The organism is Sneathiella sp. (assembly GCF_029233945.1).
Taxonomy (GTDB): domain Bacteria; phylum Pseudomonadota; class Alphaproteobacteria; order Sneathiellales; family Sneathiellaceae; genus Sneathiella.
The window spans coordinates 1-15,278 of sequence record NZ_JARGOQ010000068.1; the positions used below are offsets into that span (position 1 = coordinate 1).

Annotated in this window: 17 protein-coding genes; 14 read left to right on the top strand and 3 right to left on the bottom strand. The window is 56.8% G+C overall.

The window, feature by feature from the left end; genetic code table 11:
- Positions 1 to 468: non-canonical purine NTP pyrophosphatase (locus P1U71_RS16135; protein WP_301106667.1), on the top strand; the 468-nt coding region annotated here is incomplete at its 5' end.
- Positions 446 to 1,627 carry a radical SAM family heme chaperone HemW gene (gene hemW / locus P1U71_RS16140; protein ID WP_301106668.1) on the top strand — a complete coding sequence of 394 codons (1,182 nt, stop codon included), beginning with the start codon at positions 446 to 448 and terminating at the stop codon, positions 1,625 to 1,627. The genes P1U71_RS16135 and hemW, both read left to right, overlap by 23 nt.
- On the opposite strand, the gene P1U71_RS16145 is transcribed toward hemW, so the two are convergent.
- The gene (locus P1U71_RS16145) at positions 1,619 to 3,052 is read right to left on the bottom strand and encodes a penicillin-binding protein activator (protein ID WP_301106669.1); all 1,434 of its coding nucleotides are present in this window, start codon (positions 3,050 to 3,052) and stop codon (positions 1,619 to 1,621) included. The genes hemW and P1U71_RS16145 overlap by 9 nt on opposite strands.
- A 139-nt stretch (positions 3,053 to 3,191) precedes the next feature.
- Here P1U71_RS16145 and P1U71_RS16150 point away from each other — a divergent pair, with 139 nt between their 5' ends.
- The 4 genes from P1U71_RS16150 to P1U71_RS16165 all read left to right on the top strand — a co-directional run bounded on the left by P1U71_RS16150 (position 3,192) and on the right by P1U71_RS16165 (position 6,890).
- The gene (locus tag P1U71_RS16150) at positions 3,192 to 3,575 is read left to right on the top strand and encodes a YraN family protein (RefSeq protein WP_301106670.1); all 384 of its coding nucleotides are present in this window, start codon (positions 3,192 to 3,194) and stop codon (positions 3,573 to 3,575) included.
- 75 nt (positions 3,576 to 3,650) lie between these two features.
- Positions 3,651 to 4,244, top strand: coding sequence for a BON domain-containing protein (locus tag P1U71_RS16155; protein ID WP_301106671.1), 594 nt, complete (start codon positions 3,651 to 3,653; stop codon positions 4,242 to 4,244).
- 77 nt (positions 4,245 to 4,321) lie between these two features.
- Complete coding sequence (gene gshB, locus P1U71_RS16160) at positions 4,322 to 5,278, top strand: glutathione synthase (protein ID WP_301106672.1); 957 nt, start codon at positions 4,322 to 4,324, stop codon at positions 5,276 to 5,278.
- A gap of 88 nt (positions 5,279 to 5,366) precedes the next feature.
- A complete protein-coding gene (locus P1U71_RS16165; protein ID WP_301106673.1) occupies positions 5,367 to 6,890 on the top strand; it encodes a YifB family Mg chelatase-like AAA ATPase in 1,524 nt (507 codons plus the stop codon).
- A gap of 2 nt (positions 6,891 to 6,892) precedes the next feature.
- On the opposite strand, the gene P1U71_RS16170 is transcribed toward P1U71_RS16165, so the two are convergent.
- Complete coding sequence (locus P1U71_RS16170) at positions 6,893 to 7,648, bottom strand: tetratricopeptide repeat protein (RefSeq protein ID WP_301106674.1); 756 nt, start codon at positions 7,646 to 7,648, stop codon at positions 6,893 to 6,895.
- Positions 7,649 to 7,747: 99 nt separating this feature from the next.
- Here P1U71_RS16170 and P1U71_RS16175 point away from each other — a divergent pair, with 99 nt between their 5' ends.
- The 4 genes from P1U71_RS16175 to P1U71_RS16190 are packed head-to-tail and all read left to right on the top strand — an operon-like array spanning position 7,748 to position 10,283.
- Positions 7,748 to 8,476 (top strand): hypothetical protein, encoded by a 729-nt coding sequence (locus P1U71_RS16175; protein WP_301106675.1) that lies wholly within the window; start codon positions 7,748 to 7,750, stop codon positions 8,474 to 8,476.
- A 1-nt stretch (position 8,477) separates the two neighbouring features.
- The gene (locus P1U71_RS16180) at positions 8,478 to 9,344 is read left to right on the top strand and encodes an SDR family oxidoreductase (protein WP_301106676.1); all 867 of its coding nucleotides are present in this window, start codon (positions 8,478 to 8,480) and stop codon (positions 9,342 to 9,344) included.
- Between the two features lie 43 nt (positions 9,345 to 9,387).
- Positions 9,388 to 9,972, top strand: a complete 585-nt coding sequence (locus P1U71_RS16185; RefSeq protein ID WP_301106677.1) for a TetR/AcrR family transcriptional regulator — start codon at positions 9,388 to 9,390, stop codon at positions 9,970 to 9,972.
- A complete protein-coding gene (locus P1U71_RS16190; protein WP_301106678.1) occupies positions 9,969 to 10,283 on the top strand; it encodes a hypothetical protein in 315 nt (104 codons plus the stop codon). Before P1U71_RS16185 ends, P1U71_RS16190 begins: the two co-directional genes overlap by 4 nt.
- On the opposite strand, the gene P1U71_RS16195 is transcribed toward P1U71_RS16190, so the two are convergent.
- Entirely contained in the window at positions 10,278 to 10,835 is a 558-nt protein-coding gene (locus P1U71_RS16195) for a TlpA disulfide reductase family protein (protein WP_301106679.1), read from the bottom strand. The two genes, P1U71_RS16190 and P1U71_RS16195, sit on opposite strands and share 6 nt — an antisense overlap.
- 54 nt (positions 10,836 to 10,889) lie before the next feature.
- On the opposite strand from P1U71_RS16195, the gene argH reads away from it, so the two are divergent.
- From argH to P1U71_RS16215, 4 genes are all read left to right on the top strand, one after another.
- On the top strand, positions 10,890 to 12,290 hold the full coding sequence (argH, locus tag P1U71_RS16200) for an argininosuccinate lyase (protein WP_301106680.1): 1,401 nt from the start codon (positions 10,890 to 10,892) through the stop codon (positions 12,288 to 12,290).
- Positions 12,287 to 12,412: a lipoprotein gene (locus tag P1U71_RS16205; protein WP_301106681.1), complete on the top strand. Its 126-nt coding sequence runs from the start codon at positions 12,287 to 12,289 to the stop codon at positions 12,410 to 12,412. Before argH ends, P1U71_RS16205 begins: the two co-directional genes overlap by 4 nt.
- 22 nt (positions 12,413 to 12,434) lie before the next feature.
- On the top strand, positions 12,435 to 13,700 hold the full coding sequence (gene lysA / locus P1U71_RS16210) for a diaminopimelate decarboxylase (protein ID WP_301106682.1): 1,266 nt from the start codon (positions 12,435 to 12,437) through the stop codon (positions 13,698 to 13,700).
- Positions 13,701 to 13,711: 11 nt separating this feature from the next.
- A partial coding sequence (locus P1U71_RS16215; protein WP_301106683.1) for a DUF4175 family protein occupies positions 13,712 to 15,278 on the top strand: 1,567 nt, incomplete at its 3' end.

Here is a 15,278-nt window from a genome sequence, read left to right on the forward strand (position 1 = left end):
ACTTTTATCGCCAATGCCGAGATCAAGGCACTGGCCGCGGCAAAGGGCGCAAATACGATCGCGCTCAGCGATGATTCCGGCTTTGCGCTCGATATGCTTGACGGAGCGCCGGGTATTTACTCTGCGCGCTGGGCTGGTCCTGAAAAAGATTTTTCTCTCGCCATGCAAAAGGTCGAGAATGAACTTTTGAAAAAAGGCGCCGTGACACCAGATCAGCGCCGTGCGCATTTCATTTGCGCCCTGACCCTTGCCTGGCCGGATGGCCATATGGAAAGTTTTGAAGGTCGCGTCGATGGTACAGCCGTCTGGCCGCCACGCGGGGGTAAGGGTTTTGGTTATGATCCTGTGTTCATTCCGGATGGCTATGAGACTACCTTCGCCGAAATGGAGCCCGCGGCGAAGCACGCAATGAGCCATCGGGCCGATGCGTTTCGGCAACTGATCGATGCCTGCTTCAACGCGAAATAGAGCGCCCGATCCCGGGTTTGGCCTTTATTTTCATTGGCCCTTCTGCCGGAAAAAATGTCCTTATTGCGACTTCAACAGCCATGTGCGCGAAGCGGTGGATCAACGGCGCTGGATGGCCGCACTTTTGCGGGAATTGGATTATTTCGCGGATCAAACAGTACAAAAGAAGCTGACGAGCATCTTCTTTGGCGGAGGAACCCCGTCGCTTATGGCGTCGGAGACGGTCGCGGCGCTGATTGAAGGCGCGCGGTCGCGCTTTACTTTTGCCGATGATATCGAGATCACGCTGGAGGCCAATCCGACGTCCGTTGAAGCGGCGTCCTTTGCGGGATATCGTCAAGCGGGCGTGACGCGGCTTTCTCTTGGTGTGCAGTCCATGCGCGGCGACGCCCTCAAATTCCTCGGGCGAGAGCATTCTGTGAGAGAGGCCCTGCAGGCGATCGAGCTGGCCCGCGAAAGCTTCCAGAATATCTCCTTCGATTTGATCTATGCGCTGCCGGGGCAAAGTGGTTCCGATTGGAAAGCGGATCTCGAGCGGGCGCTTACGCTTGCCGGGGATCATCTTTCGCTCTATCAGTTGACGATTGAGCCGAATACCGGCTTTGCCGGGGCGGTCAGGCGCGGTGAATTCGCGATACCGGCGGAAGAAAATGCGGAAGAGCTGTTTGAGATGACGCAAAGAATTTGCGCAGATGCCGGACGCCCCGCCTATGAAATATCGAACCATGCCCGCCCTGGATTTGAATGCCGCCATAATCTCACCTATTGGCGTTATGGTGAATATATAGGTGTCGGACCCGGGGCGCATGGGCGCTTGATACGAGAGGGCATGCGGACTGCATTTCAGCAAAAAAAACGCCCTGAAAGTTGGCTCGAAGCCGTAGAGGCGGCGGATCACGGCACCGAGACAACTGAACCGCTCACTCACCGTCTAGAATGTGCGGAGGAGCTATTGCTTATGGGATTGCGGCTTGATGAGGGCGTCTGGTTTGAAAATTTCAGCGCCGCTATCGGTGCGCCCATGGAGGAGTTTCTGCGCCGCGACAGGCTGGTCCCCCTCATCGACGCGGGGTTGATGGAGATGGATGAGCGGAGACTCCGTGCCACGGGTCGCGGTCGCCTTGTCCTCAACAGCCTGCTACCGGAAATCCTAGTTTAACGCAGGTGCGAAGCTGTCCGGTTCCGGTTCCAGAACCAGCTGCTTTTTCGGCCCCACTTCCAAGACCGCAAGGCCACGTTCGGCAATGCCATCTTCGGGAAAGCGGAAGATGCCATCATACCCTGTAAAGCCGCTCGGGTTCTCTATGGCTTCCCGCGAAAAGCGGATATCGGCGGGATCAAGCGCCATAATCCCCGCCAGCGCCATGGCGTCATAGGCAAGGCTGGCGATACGTGAGGGCTGATAGCCATAGAGATCAGAAAATCTTTTCTGAAAAGCAGCGGCTTTTTCAGGGGCCGGGGCGGAGAACCAGCCGCCGACCAATGCCGGTTCTGCCGACAGCGAGGGATCTTCCCAGAGCCCGGTGCCGATAAACTGCACGACCTCCGGATCGACGTCGTAATAGGAAACCAGGGATGCCAGTTCTTTCAGTCGGGCGCCCCCCTCGGGGATGATCAGGGCGTCGAACGTCACCTCGCCAAAGGTATCCAGCTTCTCAAGGCGTTTGACATAGGCCTTGGATTCGTCGTCTTCCTTACTGGCATACAGCTCGATTTCCTTTTCCAGCTGCTTTTGCCGTAGCGTGTAATCGCCCAGTATTTTGGCGATCTCATGCAGGTCCTGTGATCCGGCGGGAACATCTGTCGGATAGCGCACTGTGCGATCGAGGGACAGGCCGAGGGCCGTGGTGGTCTTGGTTACATTTTCCACCACAGCGTCACCATAAGGAGAATTCGGAGCCAGAACCGCAAAATTAAACAACCCCTGCCGATAGGCAAATTCCATCGCTCGCTTAATTTGCTGCCCGACGGTCAGGCCCATGACATAAACGCCATCTCCGGCCACCGTTGTGTCCGTGGAAAAGGTAATGATATTGACGCCACGCTGCCGCGCGAGAGGGCGCACCGTTGCGACGGAAGAAGAAAAGAGGGGTCCGAGGATAAGCCCGGCGCCCGAAACCAGCGCCTCCGCCGTGGCGCTTTCCGCGCCGCGTGGCGTGCCTTTTGTATCGAAGGGCAGCAGTTCGAGCTGGTTGTTTCCAAGATCGAAAAGGGCAATATTCGCCGCCCGCAGCAAGTCGTTGCCGACGGCGGCGGTCGGGCCTGAGAGCGGCAGCAGAAGGGCAATTTTTATGCGCTCACTCGTCATTAGCTCAGGCGCGCGCAGACCAATAACGGCTGGTCCCGGCTCGATCAGGCGGGACAGCGGATCAACGATCGGCGTGTTGGCCAAATCTTCGGTGGAGGGGGTGCGTTCCGGCGGAAGCAGATCTTTCAGATCTTGGGAGGCAGTTGTATTTGTGCTATCTTTAGGCTCGGTCTCGGCGATTTTTGCGGGCTGGCATGCTGTTAGAACAAAGGCCAGCAGGCCAACAACGCCAGCACAAATCAAAGAGTTCCAGTTTCGTTTAAGACATGACGTCATGGCAGATTTCGCGGGAACCAAGTTTTTACTCCGTAGGTCTTCTTAAGAAACGCCTGACCCGAAAGACTAGGTAACCCCCGGATGGGGGGCAAGCAAATTGTTGATTGCGGCATTATAAACAGGATGATGAGGCGACATTTTGGCACATCCTTCGAAAAACGCGCTGAAACGTAAACGCCGCCGTGCTTATTTCCGGGGCAGGGCGGCTGAGTTTCTGGCGGCGAGCGCGCTTCGGATGAAGGGATATCATATTGTTGCCCGCGGCTATCGGAAGCCGTTCGGTGAAATAGACATCATCGCCCGGCGCAACAATCTTCTTGTTGCCATTGAGGTCAAGGCGCGACCCCGAATCGCAGAGGCAGCCGAGGCCGTCAGCCCGAAACAGAGGCGCCGCATTGCCCGTGCGCTTGAGGCCTTTGTCATGGAAAGGCCAAAATTTGATGGTTTTAATATCCGCTTCGACGTGCTGCTGGTCACGTCATTCTGGCAATGGCCCCGTCATATCGAAGGTGCTTGGGAATAGGGGTGAAGAGACCCTTTTAACGGAAGCGAATTGGATTTATAGTGTCGTGACAATCATGATTAAAGGCGTACCGGAATGAAATTTGTTGCTTATGCTCTTATTGCTCTGTCATCCCTTGTCGCGTTAAGCGGCTGCACCCCGACAGTAATTCTGGGCGGCGCGGCAATCGGCGGCGTTGCCGTGGCGGAGGAACGTTCCGTCGGGACGGTGATTGACGATGCGACCATCAAGGTCGGGATTGGGAACGCGATTTTCCAGAAAAGCGAGCCGATGTTCACCTCGACGTCGACGACTGTGATCGATGGGGTTGTCCTGATTACCGGAGAGGTGCCGACACCGGAAGACCGGGTGACGCTGACGCGGTTGATCTGGGGTGTCAAGGGCGTGAAAGAAGTGCATAACGAGGTCAAGGTAGAGGATAGCGAAACTGTTGGCAGCTTTGCCTCCGACAGCCTGATAACAACAAAACTGAAACTGCTGCTCTTGCGCGATCCGGAGGTTTTGAACATCAATTATTCCGTCGATACAGTGGACGGTACCGTCTATCTGATGGGAATCGCCCAGAATGAGGCGGAGCTGCAGCGGGTGAAAAACCATGCCAAGGAAATTTCCGGGGTTCGCCGTATTGTCAGCTATGTGAAAATGAAGTCGGAGCTGAACGCGGCTTGAACTGACAGGCCGGGCAGGATAGGGTCCCCCCCAATAAATTAAGCGGCGCATCACTTTAAGCATAAAGGTCGGGAATAATGAGTCTTGCCGTAGCCATTCAGATGGATCCCATCGAAAATGTAGATATCAACGGGGACAGCAGTTTTGTCCTTGGGCTGGAGGCGCAGGCGCGTGGCCATGGTCTCTATCACTATGGCCCGCAGGATATGTCCTTCTCGCAAGGGCGTATTGTCGCGAATGCCCGCCCAATCCAGCTTCGACGGGAGCCGGGTAATCACTATACTGCCGGTAAGGCGGAGCGGATCGACCTTGCTACCATGGATGTGGTGCTGATGCGGCAGGATCCGCCGTTTGATATGTCCTATATCACGGCGACCCATCTGTTGGAGCATATCCATCCGCAGACCCTGGTGGTCAACGATCCGGTCAGCGTGCGGAATGCGCCGGAAAAGCTGTTCGTGACCCATTTCGACGGCATCATGCCGCCCACGCTCATTTCCTCCAATCTTGAGGAGATCAAGGAATTCCGCAGCGAGTTCAAGGACATCATCATTAAGCCGCTCTATGGCAACGGCGGTGCGGGCGTGTTCCATCTCAAGCCGGAGGATGAAAATCTGACGGCGCTCTGCGAGATGTTCACGCAATTCTATCGTGAGCCGATGATCGTGCAAAAATACCTGCCCGCCGTACGCGAGGGCGACAAGCGAATTATTCTTGTCGACGGGGAACCAGTGGGGGCGATCAACCGTGTGCCACAGAAAGGCGAGGTTCGCTCCAACATGCATGTTGGCGGCCAAGCCGTGAAATCCTCCCTCACTGCGCGAGAGGAAGAAATCTGCCGTGCTATTGGGCCCGCCTTGAAGGAACAGGGTCTGATATTTGTCGGCATTGACGTAATCGGGGATTACCTCACCGAAATCAACGTGACATCGCCGACGGGTCTACAGGAAATCAACCGTTTCGATGGCGTGACGCTGGAGGCGGGAATCTGGGACTGCCTTGAGGAAAAGGTCAGTAATTCCGACTCTTACTAGAATCTGCCGGACTAAATTTTAACCATGCAGTTTCTTCTGGCACATGCTATCGTTGTGCATATAACGATAAATTGAACCAGAAAGTGACATGCAGGCGAAGATAAAGACTGTGGCCTTTCAGGGGCTGGAGGTGCGCGAGGTGGATGTGCAGGTGATGATGGCCTCCGGCCTGCCTGCCTTCACCATCGTCGGCCTTGCGGATAAATCGGTCGCGGAAAGCAAGGAAAGGGTGCGCGCGGCGCTTACCTCCCTTGGCATCGGCCTGCCGCCCAAACGCATTACTGTCAATCTTGCTCCGGCTGACCTCCCAAAAGAAGGCGCGCATTATGATTTGCCGATCGCGCTTGGCATCCTCGCGGCGATGGGTGTTCTCCCCTCAGAAGAGCTTGATGATTACTATGTGATGGGCGAACTGTCACTCGATGGAAGCTGTAATCCGGTGACAGGCATTTTGCCCGCCGCCGTCGCCGCAGTGGGGGAGGATAAGAATATCATCTGCCCGGAGGCTTCAGGACCCGAGGCCGCTTGGGCCGGAGATCTGACTGTGCTGGCGCCCGCCAATCTTCTCGCGCTCATCAATCATTTCAAGGGAACGCAGGTGCTTACCCCGCCCGCTCATGGCAATATTATCGATGAAGCTCTACTCTTGAAACTTGAGGATATCAAGGGGCAGGAAACCGCAAAACGCGCCCTTGAGGTTGCGGCGGCGGGTGGGCATAACCTCCTGATGACCGGTCCGCCGGGTTCCGGCAAGTCGATGCTGGCGGCGCGGCTTCCGGGGTTGCTGCCGCCCCTTGATGCGGCGGAGGCGCTGGAGGTTAATATGATCGCCAGTATCGCCGGAGAAATGAAGGAGGGTCGGCTCTCCCGCCGGCGCCCCTTTCGCGATCCGCATCATTCCGCGTCAGTTGCCGCCATGGTTGGGGGAGGGCGCGGGGCGAAGCCGGGGGAGGTTTCGCTCGCTCATCTCGGGGTTCTGTTCCTCGACGAACTGCCGGAGTTTAACCGGCAAGTTTTGGAATCCCTGCGCCAGCCTGTGGAAATCGGCAGGGCCGTCGTGGCGCGGGCCAATCTGCATGTCACTTATCCTGCGAGTATGCAGTTGATCGCGGCGATGAACCCCTGCCGCTGCGGCCATCTTGACGATGCGTCGCAGGCCTGTGCACGGGCGCCGAAATGCGCCCTCGAATATCGGTCCCGTATTTCCGGCCCGATGCTCGACCGGATTGATATTCATGTGGATGTGCCCGCTGTCTCCGCCGCTGATCTGACTTTGCCGCCGCCAACAGAGACAACCGAGATTGTCGCCGCCCGCGTCGCCCGGGCGCGTGAAATTCAACGACAGCGCTATCAGGATATCGATCATGCGACGCCGATCCGCACAAACTCGGATGCGGAAGGGGAGGTGCTGGAACGCTTTGTCCAGCCGGATAAATCGGCGACCGCGCTTTTGCAGGACGCTATCGGTAAGCTGAAACTCTCCGCGCGCGGGTATCACCGGGTGCTGAAAGTTGCGCGGACCTTGGCCGATCTCGCCGAGAGCGAACCCGTCACCCGATCCCATATCGCCGAGGCGCTGGAATACCGCCGCCGCCTCGCCATGAACGGCTAGCGCTATTTATCCTTATTGACGTCGAGGGCTTCCAGATGACGGCGGGCTTCATCGCCTGCGGGGGTGTTGGTTGCCAGCTCCAGGACCCGCAGCCAGTCTTTGCGCGCTAAATCCCGCTTGTCTGCGTCCTCATAGAGGATGCCCCGCTCGATCAGGGCGTCCGGCAGGTCAGGCTCCAGCGACAGGGCGAGTTCCACATCCTCCAATGCGCGGGCCTTGTCGCCCAGATGACGCCAGGCGGCGGCGCGGAAGGTAAGCGCATCGGGTCTCGCCGGGTCGAGCTTGAGCGCGAGATCAAGATCGTCGAAGGCCCGTTTATAGTCGCCGACTTTCGCCAGAATGCGGCTCCGGTCGATAAGGAGGTTGATATTCTCCGGCTCGACCTCCAATCCGGTCGTGGCAACGGCGAGGGCGCGCTCATATTCCTCCGCCAGCAACCAGACATTGGCCGCCTGCATGAGCACGGGCACCAAGAGCGGGGAGCCGGCCCCTTGCATATCCTCCGCCAGTTCCTCCAGCGTCAGGGCCGCGTGATCATATTTTTTCATGGCGACAAGCGCGAGCGCGACGCAGTGACGAGCCGGAAAGCCGCCGCCGGAATCGCGCCAGGCAAGCGCCGATTCAAATGCCTTCTCCGGCTCCCGACAGGTCAGCGTCAGGCAGGTCTCATACTCGCTTTCCTGCGTCCGCACGCCATCCAACGGCCCAGCTGCAGAAGTGAGAAGTGGCCGGGCAGACAGCGATATGGTAAGTGCCATGAAAAGGGTTAAAAATCGCGCGAACATGAAATGCCTTAAATTAGTCTTGATTCGACCCTACATGCCGAATACAGGATTGATTACATTGGGAGTTCTACCATGAACAGATTGGTTATTGCCACTATCGCTTTTCTAAGTTTCGTCCCTCTTGCGGCGGCGGAAATGCCTCATCGTTCTCATATGATGCAGGATCAAGTTGTCCTAAATTTGACAACAGAAGGCTGGGTCAAGACGGATACCGCCCGGGTGTCGGTCTATGTCGAGCTGGTCCAGCAGGAAGAAGCCGCGGATGCGCTTAAAACCCGCATCGATGGATCACTGCAATCCCTTGCGACGGATGTGGATTGGCGCATTACCTCCTCCCGCCAGCAGCTCGACCAGACGGGGCTCAACCGCTGGTATGTAAGTGCAGAGGCGCGTATCCCCGAAGCGGCTCTCGCCGGTCTTCAGGACCGCGCAAAAGAGGCGAGCAGCCCGGGATACAAGGTGACAATCTCCAATGTGGACTTCACACCGTCCCTTGCGGAATTTGAACAACTGCGCGGTGATTTACGTGCACAGGTCTATCAGCAGGCCCTTGATGAGGTGGCGCGGCTGAACAAGGTGATGCCGGGTGCGGATTATCATGTCCGCAAGGTTGATTTCGTGCAGCTCTATCCGGTGCAGGCCATGGACGCGACCCCGCGCACGATGATGATGAAGGCTGGCGCGGCGGAATCTGCATCCGGGTCGCAGGGCGGGGCGGAGCTTCTGGTCTCCGTCAAGCAGTCGATGTCGGCGCAGGTCGTGCTTGGCCGGGCTGACATGCCGGCCCCGAAGCAGGAGTAGCATGGACAAGAGTTTATTCTGCTTTGGCTTCGGCTTTACCGCCCGCCAGATCGCGGCAGATTTTCCGCAATTGCGGGTGATGGGCACGGGCCGGTCTCCCACCGGTGAGGTAAGGGACGGCGGGATTCCCCTCTTTCCCTTTCATCGGGAACAGCCAGTCGAGGATTTTGTGGATGTTGCAGGGGATGTGACTCATATCCTCCTTTCCATCCCGCCCGACGGGGCGGGAGATTTGGTCTATGACGTCATGGCGGAGGACATCCTGCGCCTTAAAAACCTGCGATGGATCGGCTATCTGTCGACAACGGGGGTGTATGGCAATCTCGATGGCGGTTGGGTGGATGAGGAAAGCCCCTATAATCCGTCGGGCGAAAGGGGCAAGCGCCGGATGCGGGCGGAACAGGCGTGGCGCGGCCTTTTTGAAGCAAAAGGCCTGCCGCTTCATATTTTCCGCCTGCCCGGCATATATGGTCCCGGGCGGAACCAGCTTGTTTCTTTGAAAAATGGAAAAGCGCGACGGATCGCGAAGTCGGGGCAGGTTTTCTCGCGCATTCATGTGGCCGATCTCGCGGCGATCCTCATGGCCTCGATGGAGAAACCCGACCCCGGCGCAATCTATAATGTTGCCGATGATGAATCGGCGCCGCCGCAGGATGTTGTCGCCCATGCTGCGGAGCTGTTGGGCATGGAGCCGCCACCCCAGATTGACTTCGACAAGGCCGATCTCAGTCCGATGGCGCGCAGCTTCTATTCGGACAGCAAACGGGTCAGTAACGCTAAAATCAAGTCAGAACTTGGGGTTTCGTTCAAATTTCCTACCTATAGGGAAGGTTTGGCGGCTTTGCTTGACGGTGAAATCGGTATATAACCATTCTCTAGACTGTTTTTTTGACGGCCGTATGGATCGGTAAATGGCACGCACGAAATGCTTTAATCGCGATGAGGCGCTTGAAAAAGCCATGCAGGCTTTCTGGGCCAAGGGCTATGAAGCGACTTCCGTTCAGGATCTGGTCGACTGCATGGGCATCAACCGGGGCAGCCTCTATGACACTTTCGGCGACAAGCATCAGCTGTTTCTGGAGGCGTTGGATCAGTATGGTACCGGGGCGTTGCTGCGCACGGATGTCCTGCGCCAGGATGGCGATGCACGCGAGATTCTCTCCAAATTTATGTATGTCTTTATGCAGAAGCAGGTGATGGACCCGAAACGGCGAGGCTGTTTCATGACCAATGCGGCGGTTGAGCTTTGCTCCCGCGATGATGAATGCGCCGAACGGGTGCGTGTCTTCTTTGAGGATATGGAAGATGCGCTGGGTGAGTTGATTGCCCGTGGACAAGCCGAGGGCGTGATCAAGACGAAGCGCGATGCGGCCAACCTTGCCGCCTTTTTTGTAGGTGTCATGCAGGGAATGCGGGTTGTCGGCAAAGTAAATCCGGATGAAGCCGTGCTTCGTCCCATGGTCGATGTGGCGCTGACTGTTCTGGACGGAGAATGAACGATCTCGGCCTTGATTTGTGGGGCGCGGCGTTTCAAGCGGGCTCGTTTCTCTGCCTTATGGCAATTCCCTGGACGGACGATAAAGTCCGGTTGATTTTGATCCTGATCGCAGGTGCGGGAATCCTATCGATTCTCGGATTTCAGCTCTATATCGGTGTAGAAAAGCAGGATTACGGTCTGGCCAAGGACCTGATGATCGTCACCATTATGAATGCTATTCTTTATTTTGCCATTAGCTGGGGGGTGGAGCGTGTGTTCCGCCTGTTCCTTCTCAAACGCAGAAATGACCGGCGGCCACCGCCTTCATGATCCGGCCATTACATGTTTGATCAGGGCTTTGGCTTCGGGGCTGTCCCATTCCGCCGGCCCGACAAGACGGCCGATTTCCTCTCCCTCTGTATTTAACAGAATGCTCGCGGGCAGACCGAAAACCCCGGCGCTGCGGCCGGACTTGACCGTTTTGTCGTTAAAAAGGGCAAGATTCTGAATGTTTCGTTTGTTGAAAAAACTTCTGACCGCGTCCATCCCGTGCAGGTCCTGACCGATGGCGAGGACGGTAAAATTTTCTCCACCAAGATCCCCTTGTAACTGATCCAGGCTTGGCATTTCCTTCTTGCATGGCCCACACCAGGTCGCCCAGAAATTCACAAGAACGACCTTTCCCTTATAATCTGAGATCCGCTCCTCCTCTCCCTCGCCGTTCAGGAAGGTAAAATCCTTGAACGGGCGCGGCGTCTCGTTAGGGGCAAAATTCTGCATCTCGCCGGTCAGCAAAGCGCTCAGATTTTCCGAGAAAGCTGTTGATGTTCCCGCCACAAGCCCTGTAAATGTAAGCAAGAACAGCAGGCCTGTGAATTTCATGGGTTTTGTCATCATAGTTGTTAGACGTCCAATTGTTACAAAGTGAGCCCGAAAATGAGCGCAAACGAGCTTTGGGGTGGCAGATTTGCCAAAGGCCCCGCCGAAATTATGGAACGGATCAATGCCTCCATTGACTTTGACCGCCGGCTCTATGCCCAGGATATAATGGGTTCGATGGCGCATTCCAGTATGTTGATGGCCTGCAATATCATTTCCGAGGAAGATGGTAAAAAAATTCAGGACGGATTGCAGACAATTCTTCGTGAGATCGAGGCGGGGAATTTCAAGACCGATCCGGCGCTTGAGGATATCCATATGCATGTGGAGGCGCGCCTGCGCGAGCTAATCGGTGATGCGGCCGGGCGGCTTCATACGGGACGGTCGCGTAATGATCAGGTGGCGACGGATTTCCGGCTCTGGGTGCGCGATACCATGGATCATCTGGAGGGGGAGCTTGCCGATCTGCAGGATGCGCTTCTTGATCAGGCGGACGCCGAGGCCGATACCGTGATGCCGGGCTTTACCCATCTGCAGGCGGCGCAGCCGGTGACGTTTGGCCATCATATGCTCGCCTATGTGGAGATGTTCGCGCGCGATCGTGGCCGTCTTCAGGATGCGCGGGCGCGGTTGAATGAGAGCCCGCTGGGTTCGGCGGCGCTGGCCGGTACCTCCTTTCCCATCGACCGGGAGATGACGGCAAAGGCGCTTGGTTTTGACCGGCCGACGGCCAATTCTCTCGACGGGGTCTCGGATCGGGATTTCGCGCTGGAGTTTCTCGGCTTCGCTTCCATTTGCTCGATGCATTTGTCACGGCTTGCCGAGGAAATCGTCATCTGGTCGAGTGCGCAGTTCCGCTTTGTTGAATGCTCCGATAGCTTCTCGACGGGCTCCTCGATCATGCCGCAGAAGAAAAACCCGGACGCGGCGGAGCTGATCCGCGGCAAGGCCGGACGGAGCGCGGGCGCTTTTACCAGCCTTCTGATGATGATGAAGGGGCTGCCCATGACTTATGGCAAGGATATGCAGGAGGACAAGGAGCCGGTCTTCGATGCCGCCGACAATCTTCAGCTTTGCCTCGCCGCGATGAGCGGGATGATCCGCGACATCACGGTCAATGGCGAGATCATGACGGCGGCCTCCGGTGCTGGTTTTACCACGGCGACGGACCTTGCCGACTGGCTGGTCCAGAAACTGGATATGCCTTTCCGGCAGGCGCATCATGTGACGGGCGCCCTTGTAAAACTCGCCGAAGACAACAAATGTGGGCTTGAAGATTTGTCTCTTGCCCAGATGCAATCGGTGGAGAGCGGCATAACCGATGATATATATAAGGTGCTGGGCGTTCAAAATTCCGTTGCAAGCCGTGTGAGTTATGGCGGTACGGCGCCATCCCGGGTGCGCGAGCAGATTGTCCGCTGGCGCGAAAAACAGGGCCAGAAAGGGAGCAAGAAATGAAACGCTCATTTATGGTGATGCTTGTCGTTCTGCTGACGGCCCTGTCGGTTGCGGCCTGCGGTGTGAAAAGCGCACCCAAATATTCACCGGATACACAAAAATCCGAACAGAAGAAAAGCTAGTTGTAGAGAAGATTGCCGACATATGGACCATTTCACCTATAAAAATGGCGAGCTTTATGCCGAGGATGTCGCCCTTAGCACCATCGCAGAAACAGTGGGCACGCCCTTTTACTGTTATTCCACCGCAACGCTGGAACGGCATTACAAGGTATTTTCGGGCGCGTTTGACGGCGCGAATGCGCTTGTCTGCTATGCGCTGAAGGCCAATTCCAACCAGGCCGTGATCCGGACTCTTGCGAATCTGGGGTCGGGTGCGGATGTCGTCTCCGAAGGCGAGCTTCGCCGCGCATTGGAAGCCGGGGTGCCGCCCGAGAAAATCGTTTTTTCCGGCGTCGGCAAGACGCCAGAGGAAATGCGTTCTGCGCTTGAGGTGGGCATCCATCAGTTCAATGTGGAATCGGAGCCTGAAGTTCGTATCTTGAGCGAGGTGGCGAGCAGCATGGGCGTCACGGCGCCCATCACCTTCCGCGTCAATCCGGATGTGGATGCAAAAACCCATGCCAAAATCTCCACTGGCAAGGCGGAAAATAAATTTGGCGTTCCCTGGCAGGATGTATCGCGCATTTATGCCGAAGCGGCGGGCTTGCCCGGGATTGAGATCAAAGGCGTCGATGTGCATATTGGATCACAGCTCACTGACCTCGAGCCGTATAAGAATGCGTTCAACCGGGTGAGAGAGCTGGTTCAGCAACTCCGGGGTGAAGGGCATGACATCACCCGCGTTGATTTGGGCGGCGGGCTCGGTATTCCCTATGACGCCAATATCCCGCCGGAGCCTGCGGCCTACGCGGCTGTCGCGCTGGAGGCGATTGGCAATCTCGGCTGCCAGATCGTTTTTGAGCCTGGGCGCCTAATCGTCGGGAATGCGGGCGTGCTGGTCTCTGAAGTGATTTACGTGAAGCAGGCGACGGAGCGCAAATTCATCATTCTCGATGCCGCGATGAACGACCTGATCCGTCCGGCCATGTATGACGGTTTTCATCAGATCGATCCTATCCGCGAGGATCAGAAGCAAGGGAAATATTTCCCCGCCGATGTCGTGGGCCCCGTCTGTGAGACCGGCGATACCTTCGCGCGGGAGCGCGACATGCCGGACCTCGCGCGCGGTGATCTTGTCGCTTTTCGCAGTGCCGGCGCCTATGGCGCGGTGATGGCCTCCACCTATAATACCCGGCCGCTCGTGCCCGAAGTTCTGGTGAAGGGCGATCAATATGCGGTGATCAGGGCGCGGCCGAGCTTGGAAGATTTGCTGAAACTTGATATACTGCCAAAATGGCTTGAGGGGTGAATCGAGGATGAATGCAGCGTCGCGACGATACAAGTGACAGGGGATATGGGTTAGGGTTTGAAATCCGTATCCTGCTTGCGAAAGCCAACCTTCTCCTGGAAGGGATTTGGCGACATGGACGGCTGTTTTTTTGTCTCATCGGGTTATTTATCGGCGTGTCTCTGCTTGATATATGGTCTTATACCGCAGGATGGGTGCATCTTCTTGCGCTAATCCTGTTCGTCGGCGCGTCCCTTTACGGCCTCTACAAGCTGGCGCGAAATCTTGAGGCGCCGACCCGAGGCCGCGCCCTTCGGTATCTGGAGCGACGCAACCAGATGAGCCATCGTCCGCTGCAATCACTGGGCGGTCATTCCGAAGCGGAAAAATTCAACAATACCCCGGCCAGTACCATGTGGCGGATTTATCAGAAGTCGTTACGCCAGTATCTGGGTGGGCTGAAGATTGGCCTGCCACGCCTTGATATGGGAATCGAGGATACATACGGTTTTCGGGCAGTTGTCGTCCTTCTTCTGGTGGCGGCCTTTGTGATTGCCGGGCCGAAATCGACCGACCGGCTTTATGCCGCCGTGACGCCATCCATCGGCACGCCAGCGGTCCCGGTTGAGGTGACGGCCTGGATCACCCCGCCCGCTTATACCGGCCAGGCACCGATCCTGCTGACCAACTCGCAAAGCAATGAGGAAACGGTGCAGACATACATCGTGCCGGAGCAAAGCAGCTTTATCGCGAATGTGTTCGGCGGTGACCGCGAGGCACCCACTTTGCTGATCGGGGAGGAACGGGAGGAATTTGCCGCGACCGATGTGCGGAATTTCCAGATAGAAACCACCTTCAATAAATCGACGAACCTGCAAATCGAGAAGGACGGTGATGTCATCGCAAATTGGCAGTTGACGATTATCGCGGATGAGATACCGACTGCGGCATTTCTCAACAATCCGGAAATTACGGAACGGGCCGCCTTCAAGCTGCAATATCAGGCGACAGATGATTACGGTGTTGAAAGAATCAGTGGCGAGATTACCCGTGAAAATAGCGAAGAGAAAATCGATCTTGTGCTGCCAACCCCGGGGCGCGGCTCGAAGCAGGTGATCAGCAAAAGTTACCATGATCTGACGGCGCATCCCTGGGCCGGGCTTCCGGTGACCCTCACGCTCATCGCGGAGGATCAGATCGGGCAGCGTGGATATTCCGACGCCATGTCCTTCACCCTGCCGGAGCGACGGTTCACCCATGCTGTCGCCAAGGCGTTGATAGAGCAGCGTAAAAATCTGGTTCGGGACCCTGACGGCAATAGGGACAATGTTGCACTTGTGTTGGAAGTTCTCACCACCCTGCCTGATAGCGTCAATAACGATGTGACGGTCATGCTGGCACTTTCGACGGCGCAATCGATTCTGGTGACAGGGAAAGATCAGAGCGACATTGATGAAGTGATTGATATTCTCTGGGATACGGCGCTCCGCCTTGAAAATGGGGATTTGTCACTGGCCGAAGCGGCCCTCCGGGAGGCGCAGGAGGCCCTGATGGAGGCGCTGAACAACAACGCCAGCGATGCCGAGATCAAGCGTCTTG